Source organism: Stenotrophomonas sp. STEN035, assembly GCF_056759935.1.
Genome location: NZ_JBRRDY010000042.1, coordinates 24,832 through 39,118 on the forward strand (window position 1 = coordinate 24,832; position 14,287 = coordinate 39,118).

Sequence of the window (14,287 nt, forward strand, 5' to 3'; positions counted from 1 at the left end):
CGGCGCCATCTCCATCAGGCAATCCTGCGCGGCTGCTCCTCGATCATGCTGTCGGCGAGGAAGGCGTCCAATGAATCATCCATCGCCTGCATCCACGGCGTGTGATGCAGCGGGGCCAGCGTGCCGGTCAGCACCGAGCGATAGCTGTAGTTGCGATAGCCAAGAATGTCGTCCTTCTTGTCGTGCTTCCACTGCTTGAACAGCGCGGCCACAGCCTCGACGTTGAAGTCCGGATAGTCAGTGGCATCGAGCAGATCGCGCACATACTCTGTCTGGAAGTCGATGTCCTGCGCGGCCGAAGTTGTCGCCTCCTCACGCGCCAGCCAGGTTTCGCTATCTGCACGCATTGCATCGCTCGCCGGCAGCGTGATCCTGCCAAGGATCACGTCGCGCGCATACCAGGCCTGCGCATCGAACATGTTGAAGGTGTAGTACTGGTCCTGCATGCCCAGATAGATCAGCCTGGGGTTGTCGATCCAGAACACACCCTTGTACAGATCACCGGGGTACAGACGGTTGCGGGTGCGCAGGGTCAACGCATCGGGCAGGAACGGAAAATGGTGCTGGTAGCCAGTGCACAGCACGATGGCATCCACATCCTTGCTGCTGCCATCGATGAAGTGCGCGGTATTGCCTTCAACACGCTGCAGCAATGGCTTTTCTTCAAAGGCCGCCGGCCAGTCATAACCGGTTGCCGCACTGCGATAGCTGAAGGTCACCGACTTGGCGCCGTATTTGTAGCACTGCGTGCCGATGTCCTCGGCCGAATAGCTGGAGCCCACCAGCAACAGATCCTTGTCTGCGAACTCGCAGGCGTCGCGGAAATCATGCGCGTGCAGCACGCGGCCGGGGAACCGATCCACGCCCTCGAAAAACGGCGCATTCGGCGTGGAGAAATGCCCGGTGGCAACGATTACCCGGTCGAACTCCTCGGTCAGCAGCTCGTCTTTCTTCAGGTCGCGGACGGTGACGGTGAAGCGCTCGGTCTGCTCCGAGTAGTCGACCCACTGCACAGCCATGTTGAAGCGGATCTGATCACGCACGCCGCTCTTCTCGATACGGCCCATGATGTAGTCGCGCAACACGGCGCGTGGCGGATAGGAGGCGATCGGGCGGCCAAAATGCTCTTCGAAACTGTAGTCGGCAAACTCCAGCGCTTCCTTCGGGCCATTCGACCAGAGGTAGCGGTACATGCTGCCATGTACGGGTTCGCCATAAGCATCCAGCCCGGTACGCCATGTGTAATTCCACATCCCACCGAGATCCGATTGCTTTTCAAAGCAGACGATCTCTGGCACTTCAGCCCCACCTCGACGGGCGGATTCAAAGGCACGAAGTTGCGCCAGGCCGCTCGGGCCGGCTCCAAGAATGGCGATACGCATGGTCATTCGGGTTGTTTCTCCTGTAAAGCTGCAATCGCGTAAACGCGACGGCACTGCGCAAGGGCGCGTTATGCGCCGTGCAGGAGAGACAATGCGTCCAGTCCCGCGCGGCGCGCGAAACACCCGGCCGCCACGCAGGGCAGCGCATAGGGAATGGCAGGTACGTTGACGCTACCGGTCGGGGAACAGGCCCCGCCCCTGGATCACCGGGTGGGTGCAGTGCGGGAGGGATCTGCTGCATTCGTGCAGATCAGGACGCGGCAGGATTACCGCTGGTTCAGCTGGGAACCCGCGAAAGCGGCTTCATCCTAGCATGCGACGCTTTTGTAGGAGCGGCGTAAGCCGCGAAGCCACAAATGTTGCCGAAGCGGCATTGGCTGCCATTGCAGGCAGTATGCATTCGGTCTTGTCACCAGCTTCGCGGCTTACGCCGCTCCTATAAACAACCGGTTCAATCCGGATTGGCTACACCATGCGGCACATGCCCTGCAGCCACATGCTGACGTGCGCTGTCGATGTTGTGCTGCGAGTCGTCGAAGAAGATGTCGGCACCGAAGGCTTCCAGGAACGGGCCCTTGTGGCGGCCGCCCAGGAACAACGCTTCGTCCAACCGCACACCCCACTCGCGCAGGGTGCGGATCACGCGTTCGTGCGCAGGTGCGGAACGTGCGGTCACAAGCGCGGTGCGAATCGGTGCGGCTTCGCCGGCCGGGAACGCCGCCTGCAAGGCATGCAATGCCGACAGGAAATTGCGGAACGGGCCACCACTGAGCGGCTCGTGCGCACGCTCGCGTTCGTGGCGGCCGAATGCCTCCACGCCCTGCTCGCGCGAGATACGTTCGCTTTCGTCACCAAAGATCACCGCGTCACCATCGAAGGCGATGCGCAGCTGGGTCTTGGAGCGGCCGGTATCGGTCGCGGCAGCCGACGCAGTGGCAACGTCCTGCGCGCTCTGCGGCAGGATCGTCGCTGCGGCGATGCCGTTGACCAGGGCACGGCGCACCGAATCCGGGTTGGCCGACAGGAACAGGTCGGTGCCGAACGGCTTTACATACGGCCAGGTCGGCTCGCCGGCGGTGAAGGTGGCGCGCACGATATCCAGCTTGTAGTGCTGGATGGAGTTGAAGATGCGCAGGCCGGTATCTGCGGAGTTGCGCGACAACAGGATCACCTCGACGCGCGGGGTTTCCACCGGTGCACCATCATTGAGTGCCAACAACTTGCGCACCACCGGGAAGGCAACGCCAGGCTTGAGCACATCATCCTCGTGCGCCCGCTGGTAGGCGGCATAGGCCTCAAGACCCTCGCGTTCGAACAGGGCATGGCCTTCTTCGAGGTCGAACAGTGCGCGCGAAGTAACCGCAACGGTGAGAAGCCGGGGAGTGTTGTCACCCATGGACGATGAACCCAATACGATCAAGGAACGGGACCCAGTCTACCCGGAAGCAGAGCGCTTCCCCCAATCCCGAATCCCGCCAGCCCCGATCCCCGCCCTCAAACCATGAACTGCTCGCTCAGGATGCGCTCTTCCAGGTTGTGCTCAGGGTCGAACAGCAAGGTCACCTGGCGCTCGCGCGATTCACGGATGGTCACTTCCACCACGTCACGGGTTTCGTGCGAGTCGGCGGTGACGCTGACCGGGCGCTTATAGGGATCGAGCACGCGGAAGCGCACTTCGGTCTCGGCCTTGAGGATGGCGCCACGCCAGCGACGCGGGCGGTACGGGGCCAGCGGGGTCAAGGCAATCGTGTTGGAGCCCAGCGGCAGGATCGGGCCATGCGCCGAGTAGTTGTACGCGGTGCTGCCGGCGGGCGTGGAGACCAGCACGCCGTCGCAGATCAGTTCTTCCACCCGTTGCTGGCCATTGAGGTCGATGCCGATGTGCGCGGCCTGGCGGGTTTGCCGCAGCAGCGATACGTCGTTGTAGGCCAGCGAGCCGGTGGTGGTACCGGACTCGGTCTGGGCGATCATTTCCAGCGGTCGGAGGTATGCCGGTTCGGCCAGGGCCAGGCGCTCGATCAGATCATCTTCGCGATGGTGGTTCATCAGGAAGCCGACGGTGCCCAGCTTCATGCCGAACACCGGTTTGCCCTTACCGCCATGGCGATGCAGGGTCTGCAGCATGAAGCCGTCGCCGCCCAACGGGCAGATCACATCCGCGTCTTCCGGGTTGTGATCGCCATAGCGGGCAGCCAGGCTGACGCGGGCCTGCTGGGCAGTCTCGACGGTGCTGGCGAGGAAAGCGATTCGGGGGGACACGGGCGCGTCTTCGGTTCGGCTTGGAGGGCGAGGATAACCTGCTGGTGTGCTGACTGGTGCTTTCGTTTGCTTGGAAACTGAAGGCCAAAGCCAAGAGCTTGCCCTCACCCCAACCCCTCTCCCGCGCGCGGGAGAGGGGCTACAACGGCAATTGCACAGGATGCTTGCGCTCGCGGCGCTTAAGCCCCTCTCCCGCCTGCGGGAGAGGGGTTGGGGTGAGGGCAAGCTTTTGACTTAACCAAAAAAAAAGAACGGGCCCTCTCGGGCCCGTTCTCCAAAACAAAAACCTACCGGCTTAAGCGCCGTGCGCAGCCAACTGGCCCAAACGCTGTACCGCCACCGACACCGTCGGGTAGTCCAGCGTCTTCTGCTCAGCCAGCTCGGCCAGCATCGCCAGGGTGAAACGCAGGCCACTGTCATCACGGCCCAACCACGCAGCCACCTTGGCCTCGGCGGTCGCGCCCTTCATCGACAGCACCTGGCCAGCCAGTGCACGCTGATGCGCAGCCAGCTCGTCGCGCAGCACGCCACGGGCAACGGCATGCCAACGGCCGTTGACCTCCAGCGCGTCGATCTGCTCGAACAGCCACGGCATCTGCAGGGCTTCGCCAAGGCGGAAGTGGACCTTGGACACGTCCACCGGCTTGAGCTTGCGCGGACGCGCCAGTTCAATGATGTCGAACGCCGGCTCCAGGAACTGCAGTTCAGACAGCTGCTGTGCCAATGCTGCCGGCAAGCCCTTTTCCTTCCATGCCACAACGCTGGCCTCATAGGCCGGGCGCTGCGAATCCGGCAGCACGCCCGAGGCGACACGGATGTCGTTGAACGGGCCCTGGTAACGATCCACCGCAGCAGTGATGCCCGGCATCGCGCCCGGACGGGTCAGCAGCCAACGCACGAACGAGCGCTGCAGCTTCCAGATCACTTCCAGTGCGTCCACCTGCACCGCTTCCGGCAAGGTACCGTCGAGCGCGTCGATCTGCGTCCACAGTGCACGTGCGTCCAGCGTTTCACGGCTGATGGTGTAGGCCTTGGCGACCTCGGCCACGGTGCGGCCGGTGTCTTCCTGCATGCGCATCAGGAAGGTGGCACCCATGCGGTTGATGGTCTGGTTGGTCACGGCCGTGGCGATGATTTCGCGCTTCAGGCGGTGACGGTCCATCGCGTCGGCGTACTTCTTCTGCAACGGCTGCGGGAAATAACGCAGCAGCTCCTTGGACAGGTACGGGTCTTCCGGGATGTCCGACTCCAGCAGCTGCTGGAAGGCGACGATCTTGGAATACGACAGCAGCACTGCCAGCTCCGGACGGGTCAGGCCCTGGCCACGCAGCTTGCGTGCCGACAGCTCGGCATCGGACGGCAGGAATTCGATCTGGCGATCCAGCAGGCCCTGCTTCTCCAGCGTACGGATGAAGTGCTGCTTGGAACCCAGACGCTTGCTGCTCATCCGCTCCATCAGGCTCAGTGCCTGGTTCTGACGGTAGTTGTCCATCAGCACCAGCTCGCCCACCTCGTCGGTCATCGAGGCCAGCAGCTTGTTGCGCTGCTCCACGGTGAGCTTCTTGGCGCGCACCACGTCGTTGAGCAGAATCTTGATGTTGACTTCGTGGTCGGAGGTATCCACACCGGCCGAGTTGTCGATGAAGTCGGTGTTGAGCAGCACGCCAACCTGCGCAGCTTCGATGCGGCCGAGCTGGGTCATGCCCAGGTTGCCACCCTCGCCCACGATCTTGCAGCGCAGCTCGCCACCGTTGACGCGCAGGCCGTTGTTGGCACGGTCGCCGACATCGGCATTGGTCTCGGTCGCCGACTTGACGTAGGTACCGATGCCACCGTTCCACAGCAGGTCAACCGGTGCCTTCAGCGCGGCATTGATCAGGTCGGTCGGGTTCATCGCCTTGATGCCGGCGTCGATGCCCAGTGCTTCACGCACTTCCGGGGTGATCTCGATCGACTTGAGCGAACGTGGGTAGATGCCGCCGCCCTTGCTGATCAGCTTGCTGTCGTAGTCGGCCCAGCTCGAACGCGGCACCTTGAACATGCGCGCGCGTTCCTTGAACGAGCTGGCAGCCGTCGGGTTCGGGTCGAGGAAGATGTGGCGGTGGTCGAAAGCGCAGACCAGACGGATCTTCTCGGACAGCAGCATGCCGTTGCCGAACACATCGCCGGACATGTCGCCGACACCGACCACGGTGAAGTCCTGCTTCTGGCAGTCGCGGCCCAGCGCACGGAAGTGGCGCTTGACCGACTCCCACGCACCACGTGCGGTGATGCCCATGCCCTTGTGGTCGTAACCGACCGAGCCGCCGGAGGCGAACGCGTCGTCCAGCCAGAAACCGTGCGCACGGGCGATGCCGTTGGCGGTGTCGGAGAACGTCGCGGTGCCCTTGTCGGCAGCGACGACCAGGTACGGATCGTCCATGTCATGACGCACCACACCCTGCGGCGGCACGATCTTGTTGTTGACGATGTTGTCGGTGATGTCCAACAGACCGTTGATGAAGCGCTTGTAGCAGGCCACGCCTTCGGCGAACCAGGCATCACGGTCCACCGCCGGGTCCGGCAGCTGCTTGGCGAAGAAACCGCCCTTGGAGCCGACCGGCACGATCACGGTGTTCTTGACCATCTGTGCCTTGACCAGGCCCAGCACCTCGGTGCGGAAGTCTTCGCGACGGTCCGACCAGCGCAGGCCGCCACGGGCAACCGGGCCGAAGCGCAGGTGGGTACCTTCCACGCGCGGGCCGCACACGAAGATTTCGCGGTACGGGCGCGGCTTGGGCAGGTCCGGCACCTTGGCGGCGTCGAACTTGAAGCTGATGTAGTCGGCCGGGCCGCCATCGGCACGCACGCCGTCCTTGCGGACCATGTAATAACTGGTGCGCAAGGTGGCTTCGATCACGCCGATGAAGCTGCGCAGGATGCGGTCTTCATCCAGGCTGGACACGCCGTCGAGCAGCTTGATCAGCACTTCGTGGACCAGCGCCATGCGCGCGGCACGGTCGCTCTTGCGTGCCTTGACCACGCCGTCCAGCAGCTTGAGGGTGGCAGCGTCGTCACCGGCCAGCTGCTTGAACTGGGCCAGCTGCGCGTCCAGCACCGCCTTGTCAGCAGACGGGGTCGGCTCGAAGCGGGCTTCGAACAGCTCCACGATCAGGCGCGCCAGCAGCGGGTAGCGGTTGAAGGTGCCTTCCACGTAGGCCTGCGAGAACGGCACGCCGATCTGCAGCAGGTACTTGCAGTAACCGCGCAGCATCGACACCTGGCGCCAATCCAGACCGGCGCCCAGCACCAGACGGTTGAAGCCGTCGTTCTCGGCATCGCCGTGCCAGACGCGGGCGAAGGCATCGCTGAAGGCGGCATTGGCGCTGGCCGGGTCGATCGCACCAATGGTGGATTCGACTTCGAAGTCCTGCACGTAGACCGGCGCTTCGTCGACCATCAGCTTGTACGGGCGCTCGGCGATCACGCGCAGGCCCATGTTTTCCATCATCGGCAGCACGTCGGACAGCGGAATGTCTTCCAGCTGGCGGTACAGCTTCAGACGCAGGCCATCGACCTCGTCACGACGGATTGCCTGCAGACTCAGACGCAGATCGTCCGGACCGGTCAATGCATCCAGCTGGGCGACGTCGGCCGCGGCGATTTCAGCGCTGGAGTCCTCGATGTAACCGGCCGGCAGTGCCTTGCCGATACGCGAGGCAATGCGCAGGCCTTCGCCTTCGCCGTGGCTGGCGACCAACGCTTCGCGCAGATCGTCCTGCCAGTTGCGCAGCACGTGGGCCAGGCGCTTCTCCATGCCCTCCACGTCCAGCTCCAGGCTCTGCCCGGCCTTGGGACGCACGATCAGGTGCACCTGCGCCAGCGGCGAGTCGCCCAGCACCACGCTGGAGTCGACGTATTCGCCCTGCAGGGCATCCTTGAGCATGCTTTCAACGCGCAGGCGCACGTCGGTGTTGAAGCGCTCGCGCGGCAGGAACACCAGCGCCGAGATGAAGCGGCTGAACTTGTCGCGGCGCAGGAACAGGCGGCTACGCACGCGCTCCTGCAGGCCAAGCACGCCCATGGCGGTGCGGAACAGCTCGTCCTCGCTGGACTGGAACAGCTCTTCGCGCGGCAGCGACTCCAGGATGTGGCGCAGTGCCTTGCCGCTGTGGCTGGACAGGCTCAGGCCCGAACGTGCCATCACGTTTTCATAGCGCTGGCGCACCAGCGGGATTTCCCACGGGCGGCGGTTGTAGGCGCTGGAGGTGAACAGGCCGAGGAAGCGCTGCTCGCCGATGATCTTGCCCTTGGCGTCGAATTCCAGCACGCCGATGTAGTCCATGTAGCCGCCGCGGTGGATATGCGAGCGGGCATTGGTCTTGGTCAGGATCAGGGCGTCGTGCAGGCTGCTGGTGGCGTTCAGGCCTTCAGCCGCCAAACCCTTGACCGGGCGCGCGACCATCGTGTCCTTGCCACGCATCAGGCCCAGGCCGGTGCCGTTCTGGGCGACCAGCACTTCTTCCTTGCCCTTCTTCTCCACCTTGTATTCGCGGTAGCCAAAGAAGGTGAAATGGTTGTCGGCGGCCCAGCGCAGGAATTCCTGTGCTTCGGCGCGCGAGGCCTTGCTCACCGGCAACGGACGCTTGCCCAGGTCTTCAGCCAGCGCCACCGCCTTGTCGGTCATCGGCTGCCAGTCATTGACGATGGCGCGCACGTCTTCCACCGCGCCACTGACACGCTTGGCAACGGCATCCAGCGCATCGGCCGGCTGGCGATCGATCTCCAGCAGCATCACCGATTCCAGCTTGCCCTCGCCCACGCCGCTGAGCTTGCCAGCCTTGTCGCGCGCGATGCTGATCACCGGATGGCCGAGCACGTGCACGCCGATACCCTGCTCGGCCAGTGCCAGCGTCACCGTGTCCACCAGGAACGGCATGTCGTCGTTGACGATCTGCAGCACGGTGTGTGCCGATTCCCAACCGTCGGCCTTCAGCGCCGGGTTGAACACGCGCACGTTGGCCTTGCCCGGCTTGCGGGTGCGGGCGAACTCCAGCATGCCCGCAGCCAGCACAGCCCAATCGTCGGCCGAGTGCAGCGTGAACTCATCGGCTTCCATGCGCTTGTAGAACGCCGTAGCAAATGCCACTGCCTGCGCCTGCGCGGCCGCAGCGGGATAACGCTTCCGCAAGGCTGCAAATACCGGTTCTAGCGAGAGGCCAGCTTCGGCGATGTTCTGCTTCACAGCTGGTTTGGATTTCGTCTTTACGGACTTGGCAGCACTGTTTTGCGATTTCATGGCAGAGCTTTGGGTGTTGCTCGTTTGGAGAAACCGCGATTGTATCGCTGGTAACAAAAAGAACCTTGCTGCAGGGCCGCATTATCTGCATCGCAATTTGCTGTCCAACGGTAGCAACAGCCACGGTTTCACTGATAGACGATCAGTAAACGATGTCCGCCACCTGAATCTCATTCCCTCACCGGGCACAGTGAAAGACGAATTACGTTGCGGTGTTTCTGAACTGGACGGTATAGTCCACCGCTTATGCAAACCCCCTCTGCCACTCCCGCGCCAACCGACGCGCGTGACCAGCGCGTGCTCGAAGCGGTGCGTGAGCTATTGGCCAAACAGGGCATACACCTGAGTATGGACTCGATAGCAGCGGCGGCGGGTTGTTCCAAGCAGACGCTCTACAGCCGCTACGGCAGCAAGCGTGAGCTGTTGCGGCAGGCGATGCAGCTGCACGTGTCCACCGCGACGGCAGCGTTATCCGTATGTGAAGAAAAACCGTTGCACGAAACCGTGCTCGACTTTGCCATCGGCTACCTTGAGCATCGCAACAAGCCCAATGTCCGCCGTACCGCGCAGCTGATCGGTGCCAGCGTGCATGAATTCCGCGACGAAGCACAGTTCATGTACCAGGGAAGCAACGAAGCCCTCCGCAACCATGTGGCTGAATGGATGCAAACCGAGATGCAGCGCGGGCGCCTCAAGCATGACGACCCGCATTTCATGGCCGAGCTGTTGATCAGCATGATCGCAGGCCAGGACTTTGAACGACAGCGCTTTCACACCCCATACCGCGATGATCCACAACAGCGTCGCCGCTGGGCCGAATTTGCCACCGACGGTTTCCTACGCGCCTTTGCGTCTATGTATGAAGCCGCCGCAGCTCCAAATAAAAACAACACCCGGAGTTTCTCCTGATGACCGCCCCACTGCGTCTTCTCGCTCTCACCTGTGCAGCGACACTGAGCCTTGCCGCCTGTAAAAAACCGCAGGAGCAAGCCGCACCGCCTCCGCAGGAGGTTGGCGTAGTCGACGCCAAACCGCAGACCCTGCCGTTGCAGCGCGAACTGGTTGGCCGTCTGTCGCCGTTCCGGTCGGCTGACGTCCGCGCCCGCGTGGCCGGCGTGCTGCAGAAGCGCGTCTATGAAGAAGGCAGTGCGGTCAAGGAAGGCCAGGTGCTGTTCCTGATCGACCCGGCACCGCTGCAGGCCGCGCTGGCATCAGCGGAAGGCGCACTGGCTTCGGCCCGCGCAACCTATGCCAACGCCCGCGCCACCGCCAACCGCGCCCGTTCGCTGGCACCGCAGAGCTATGTATCCAAGTCCGACCTGGACAGTGCCGAGGCCGCCGAGCGCTCTTCCGCCGCCGCCGTACAGCAGGCCGAAGCTGCGGTCACCACCGCCCGCATCAACCTCGGCTATGCCCGCGTTACCGCGCCGATCGCCGGCCAGGCCGGCAAGCAGCAGGTCACCGAAGGTGCGTTGGTTGGCCAGGGTGATGTAACCCTGCTGACCACCGTCGACCAGATCGACCCGTTGTATGTGAACTTCTCGATGACCGCCGACGAACTGAGCCTGCTGCGCGCAGCCCAGGACAAGGGCGCGGTGGCACTGGCCGGCGACGGCAAGACCACCGTGCAGGTCAACCTGCCCGATGGCAGCGCCTATGCGCACGAAGGCACCCTGGACTTCTCCTCGACCACGGTTGATCCGGCTACCGGCACGGTATCGCTGCGTGCGCAGCTGCCCAACCCGGACCACATCCTGCTGCCGGGTTCGTTTGTCAGCTTCAAGGCCAACCTGGGCGAGCGCCACAATGCCTTCCTGGTTCCGCAGGCGGCTGTGCAGCGTGACACCCAGGGCGGCTACGTGCTGATCGTCGGCAAGGACGGCAAGGTCGTGCGCAAGAACGTCACCCTGGACAACCAGCAGGGCGGCAACTGGCTGGTCTCCTCGGGCCTGGCTGCTGGCGACCAGATCATTGTTTCGGGCGTGCAGAAGGTCAAGGAAGGCGCAGCTGCCACGGCAAAGCCATGGCAGCCCGACGCCGCCAAGCCCGCCGCTGGCGCGCCTGCGGCAGCCCCGGCAAAGAAGGAATAACGGGACTCCGTCATGCCTAAATTTTTCATCGAGCATCCCGTCTTCGCCTGGGTGGTGGCGATCCTGATCTCGCTTGGCGGCGTGATCTCGATCCTCAACCTGGGTATCGAGTCCTACCCCAGCGTGGCGCCACCGCAGGTGACGGTCACCGCCAACTACCCGGGCGCCAGTGCGTCCACCGCGGAGAAGTCGGTCACCCAGGTGATCGAGCAGCAGCTGACCGGCATCGACAACCTGATGTACTTCAGTTCGTCTTCGTCATCGAACGGCCGCGTCACCATCACCCTGACCTTCGACAGCGGCACCGATGCCGACATCGCCCAGGTGCAGGTGCAGAACAAGGTGTCGCTGGCGACGCCGCGCCTGCCCTCGGAAGTGACCAAGCAGGGCGTGGTGGTAGCCAAGGCCAACGCCGGCTTCCTGATGGCCATCGGCGTGCGTTCGGATGACGGTACGGTTGACCGTGACGCGCTGAACGACATCGTCGGCGCGCGCGTGCTGGAACAGGTCTCGCGTGTTCCCGGCGTTGGCAGCACCCAGCAGTTCGGTTCCGAATACGCCATGCGCGTGTGGCTGAACCCGGAAAAGCTGCAGGGCTATCACCTGTCGGCTACCGACGTGTACAACGCCATCGGCACCCAGAACCTGCAGTTCGCTGCCGGTTCGGTGGGCGGCGACCCGGCGCCCAACGGCCAGGCATTCACCGCCACCGTAGCCGCCGAAGGCCGCTACAGTTCGCCGGAAGAGTTCGAGAACACCATCCTGCGGGCCAACAACGACGGCAGCGTGGTCAAGCTGAAGGATGTCGCCACGGTTTCCTTCGGTGCGTCCAACTATGGCTTTGACACCAAGTACAACGGCAAGCCGGTGGCGGTGTTCGCCATCCAGCTGCTGCCGGGTGCCAATGCGCTGGACGTGTCCGAAGCCGTGCGCTCGAAGATGGACGAGCTGGCCCCGAGCTTCCCGCCCGGCGTGAGCTGGTTCACCCCGTACGACAGCACCACCTTCGTCACCATCTCGATCGAGGAAGTGGTCCACACCCTGGTCGAGGCCATCATCCTGGTGTTCCTGGTGATGCTGGTGTTCCTGCAGAACTTCCGCGCCACCATCATCCCCACCCTGGTGATCCCGGTCGCCCTGCTCGGCACCTTCATGGGCATGCTGGCCATTGGCTTCACCATCAACCAGCTGACCCTGTTCGCAATGGTGCTGGCAATCGGCATCGTGGTTGATGACGCCATCGTCGTCATCGAGAACGTCGAACGCATCATGACCGAGGAAAAACTCGATCCGAAGCCGGCGACGCAGAAAGCCATGGGCCAGATCACCGGCGCGGTGGTTGCCATCACCGTGGTGCTGGCGGCGGTATTCATTCCGTCTGCACTGCAGCCGGGTGCCTCGGGTGAGATCTACAAGCAGTTCGCACTGACCATCGCCATGGCGATGGGCTTCTCCGCCCTGCTGGCGCTGACCTTCACCCCGGCGCTGTGTGCGGCCTTCCTCAAGCCCACCCACAACGACAACCCGAACTGGGTCTATCGCACCTTCAACAAGTACTACGGCAAGCTGGAAAAGAGCTATGTCGGCACCGTCGGTGGTGTCATCAAGCACGCCCCGCGCTGGTTGATGGTGTTCGCCCTGCTGCTGGTACTGTGCGGCTTCCTGTTCACCCGCCTGCCGGGCAGCTTCCTGCCAGAAGAAGACCAAGGCTATGCACTGGCCATCGTGCAGTTGCCGCCGGGTGCCACCAAGACCCGTACCAGCGCCGTGTTCGATCAGCTGCTGGGCACCTTGCAGGACGAGGAAGCCTTTGAAGGCCTGATGCAGATCACCGGTTTCAGCTTCATCGGTGCCGGCGAAAACGTAGGTATGGCCTTCGTCCGCCTCAAGGACTGGGACAAGCGCAAGGAAACCGCGCCCGAGTTCATCCAGAAAATGAACAAGAAGGCCTACGGCATCAAGGATGCACAGATCTTCTTCGTCAACCTGCCAACCGTGCAGGGCCTGGGTCAGTTCGGCGGCTTCGACATGTGGCTGCAGGACCGTACTGGTGCGGGCCAGGATGCGTTGATGGATGCGCGCAACACCTTGTTGGGAGCCGCCAGCCAGGACAAGTCGCTGACTGGCGTACGTCCCAACACCCTGGAAAATGCACCGCAGCTGCAGTTGAAGGTTGATCGCGTGCAGGCCCAGGCCATGGGCGTGTCGGTCAATGACGTGTATACCGCCATCCAGATGATGCTGGCACCGGTCTACGTCAACGACTTCTTCTATGGTGGCCGCATCAAGCGCGTCAACATGCAGGCCGACGCGGCTTATCGCACCGGTCCGGAATCGCTGAACAGCTATTTCGTACCGAGCTCGCTGAGCAAGGATGCAACCGGCCAGCCGGCGATGATTCCGCTCAGCGCGGTGGTCAAATCCGAGTGGATCTATGCACCGCCGGCATTGAACCGCTACAACGGCTATTCGGCAGTCAACATCGTCGGTGCGCCGGCACCGGGCGGCAGCTCCGGTCAAGCCATGAGCACGATGGAACGGCTGGTGCATGACGACCTGCCGGCAGGCTTCGGCTTCGACTGGTCAGGCATGTCCTATCAGGAAATCCTCGCCGGCAATGCCGCAACGCTGCTGATGGTGCTGTCGATCGTGGTGGTGTTCCTGTGCCTGGCCGCGCTGTATGAAAGCTGGTCGATCCCGGTGTCGGTGCTGCTGGTGGTGCCGATCGGCATCCTCGGTGCAGTGGTGTTCTCGCTGATGCGCGGCCTGCCGAACGATCTGTACTTCAAGATCGGCATGGTGACGGTGATTGGTCTGGCAGCGAAGAACGCGATTCTTATCGTCGAGTTCGCTGTGGAACAGCGTGCCGCCGGCAAGACCTTGCGTGAAGCGACCATCGAAGCGGCGCATCTGCGTTTCCGCCCGATTCTGATGACCTCATTCGCCTTCATCCTCGGTGTGCTGCCGATGGCCATCTCCACCGGTGCCGGCGCCAACGCCCGTCATTCGCTGGGTACCGGCGTGATCGGCGGCATGTTGTTCGCCACCGTGATCGGTGTGCTGCTGATTCCACTGTTCTTCGTGAGCGTGCGGCGCATGCTCGGTGACAAGCTGGACGAACAGTCCAAGGAGTTCATCGAACAGCACAAGGTGCACGCGGTACAGAAGGACCGCTGACCAAAAAGCCCCGGCACTGCCGGGGCTTTTTTTGGATGTCCTGTAGTGCCGAGCCATGCTCGGCAGAGGCATTACCGGGAACGTTCTGCCGAGCATGGCTC

The 14,287-nt window shown here is 63.1% G+C and carries 6 protein-coding genes and 1 pseudogene; 3 read left to right on the forward strand and 4 right to left on the reverse strand.

Annotation, left to right across the window (positions count from 1 at the left end; all coding sequences use genetic code 11):
• Positions 1 to 14: 14 nt before the first annotated feature.
• The 4 genes from ACVOLL_RS18145 to ACVOLL_RS18160 all read right to left on the reverse strand — a co-directional run bounded on the left by ACVOLL_RS18145 (position 15) and on the right by ACVOLL_RS18160 (position 8,919).
• The gene (locus ACVOLL_RS18145; RefSeq protein WP_481514156.1) at positions 15 to 1,388 is read right to left on the reverse strand and encodes an NAD(P)-binding domain-containing protein; all 1,374 of its coding nucleotides are present in this window, start codon (positions 1,386 to 1,388) and stop codon (positions 15 to 17) included.
• Between the two features lie 445 nt (positions 1,389 to 1,833).
• On the reverse strand, positions 1,834 to 2,778 hold the full coding sequence (locus ACVOLL_RS18150; protein ID WP_481514157.1) for a 5'-nucleotidase: 945 nt from the start codon (positions 2,776 to 2,778) through the stop codon (positions 1,834 to 1,836).
• Positions 2,779 to 2,876: 98 nt separating this feature from the next.
• A complete protein-coding gene (locus ACVOLL_RS18155; RefSeq protein WP_481514158.1) occupies positions 2,877 to 3,641 on the reverse strand; it encodes an NAD kinase in 765 nt (254 codons plus the stop codon).
• Positions 3,642 to 3,936: 295 nt separating this feature from the next.
• Complete coding sequence (locus tag ACVOLL_RS18160; protein WP_481514159.1) at positions 3,937 to 8,919, reverse strand: NAD-glutamate dehydrogenase; 4,983 nt, start codon at positions 8,917 to 8,919, stop codon at positions 3,937 to 3,939.
• Between the two features lie 297 nt (positions 8,920 to 9,216).
• Between ACVOLL_RS18160 and ACVOLL_RS18165 the strand changes: the two genes are divergently transcribed.
• The 3 genes and pseudogenes from ACVOLL_RS18165 to ACVOLL_RS18175 all read left to right on the forward strand — a co-directional run bounded on the left by ACVOLL_RS18165 (position 9,217) and on the right by ACVOLL_RS18175 (position 14,186).
• Positions 9,217 to 9,828: a TetR/AcrR family transcriptional regulator gene (locus ACVOLL_RS18165; RefSeq protein WP_481514160.1), complete on the forward strand. Its 612-nt coding sequence runs from the start codon at positions 9,217 to 9,219 to the stop codon at positions 9,826 to 9,828.
• Positions 9,828 to 10,997, forward strand: a pseudogene (locus tag ACVOLL_RS18170) (efflux RND transporter periplasmic adaptor subunit); the annotation flags it as partial. The gene ACVOLL_RS18165 and the pseudogene ACVOLL_RS18170, both read left to right, overlap by 1 nt.
• A gap of 24 nt (positions 10,998 to 11,021) precedes the next feature.
• Entirely contained in the window at positions 11,022 to 14,186 is a 3,165-nt protein-coding gene (locus ACVOLL_RS18175; protein ID WP_481514161.1) for a multidrug efflux RND transporter permease subunit, read from the forward strand.
• Positions 14,187 to 14,287: the final 101 nt, after the last annotated feature.

Bases quoted from the DNA above. Each gene is read 5' to 3' on its own strand.
- ACVOLL_RS18160 (WP_481514159.1), bottom strand. From the start codon at position 8,919: ATGAAATCGCAAAACAGTGCTGCCAAGTCCGTAAAGACGAAATCCAAA.
- ACVOLL_RS18150 (WP_481514157.1), bottom strand. From the start codon at position 2,778: ATGGGTGACAACACTCCCCGGCTTCTCACCGTTGCGGTTACTTCGCGC.
- ACVOLL_RS18175 (WP_481514161.1), top strand. From the start codon at position 11,022: ATGCCTAAATTTTTCATCGAGCATCCCGTCTTCGCCTGGGTGGTGGCG.
- ACVOLL_RS18145 (WP_481514156.1), bottom strand. From the start codon at position 1,388: ATGACCATGCGTATCGCCATTCTTGGAGCCGGCCCGAGCGGCCTGGCG.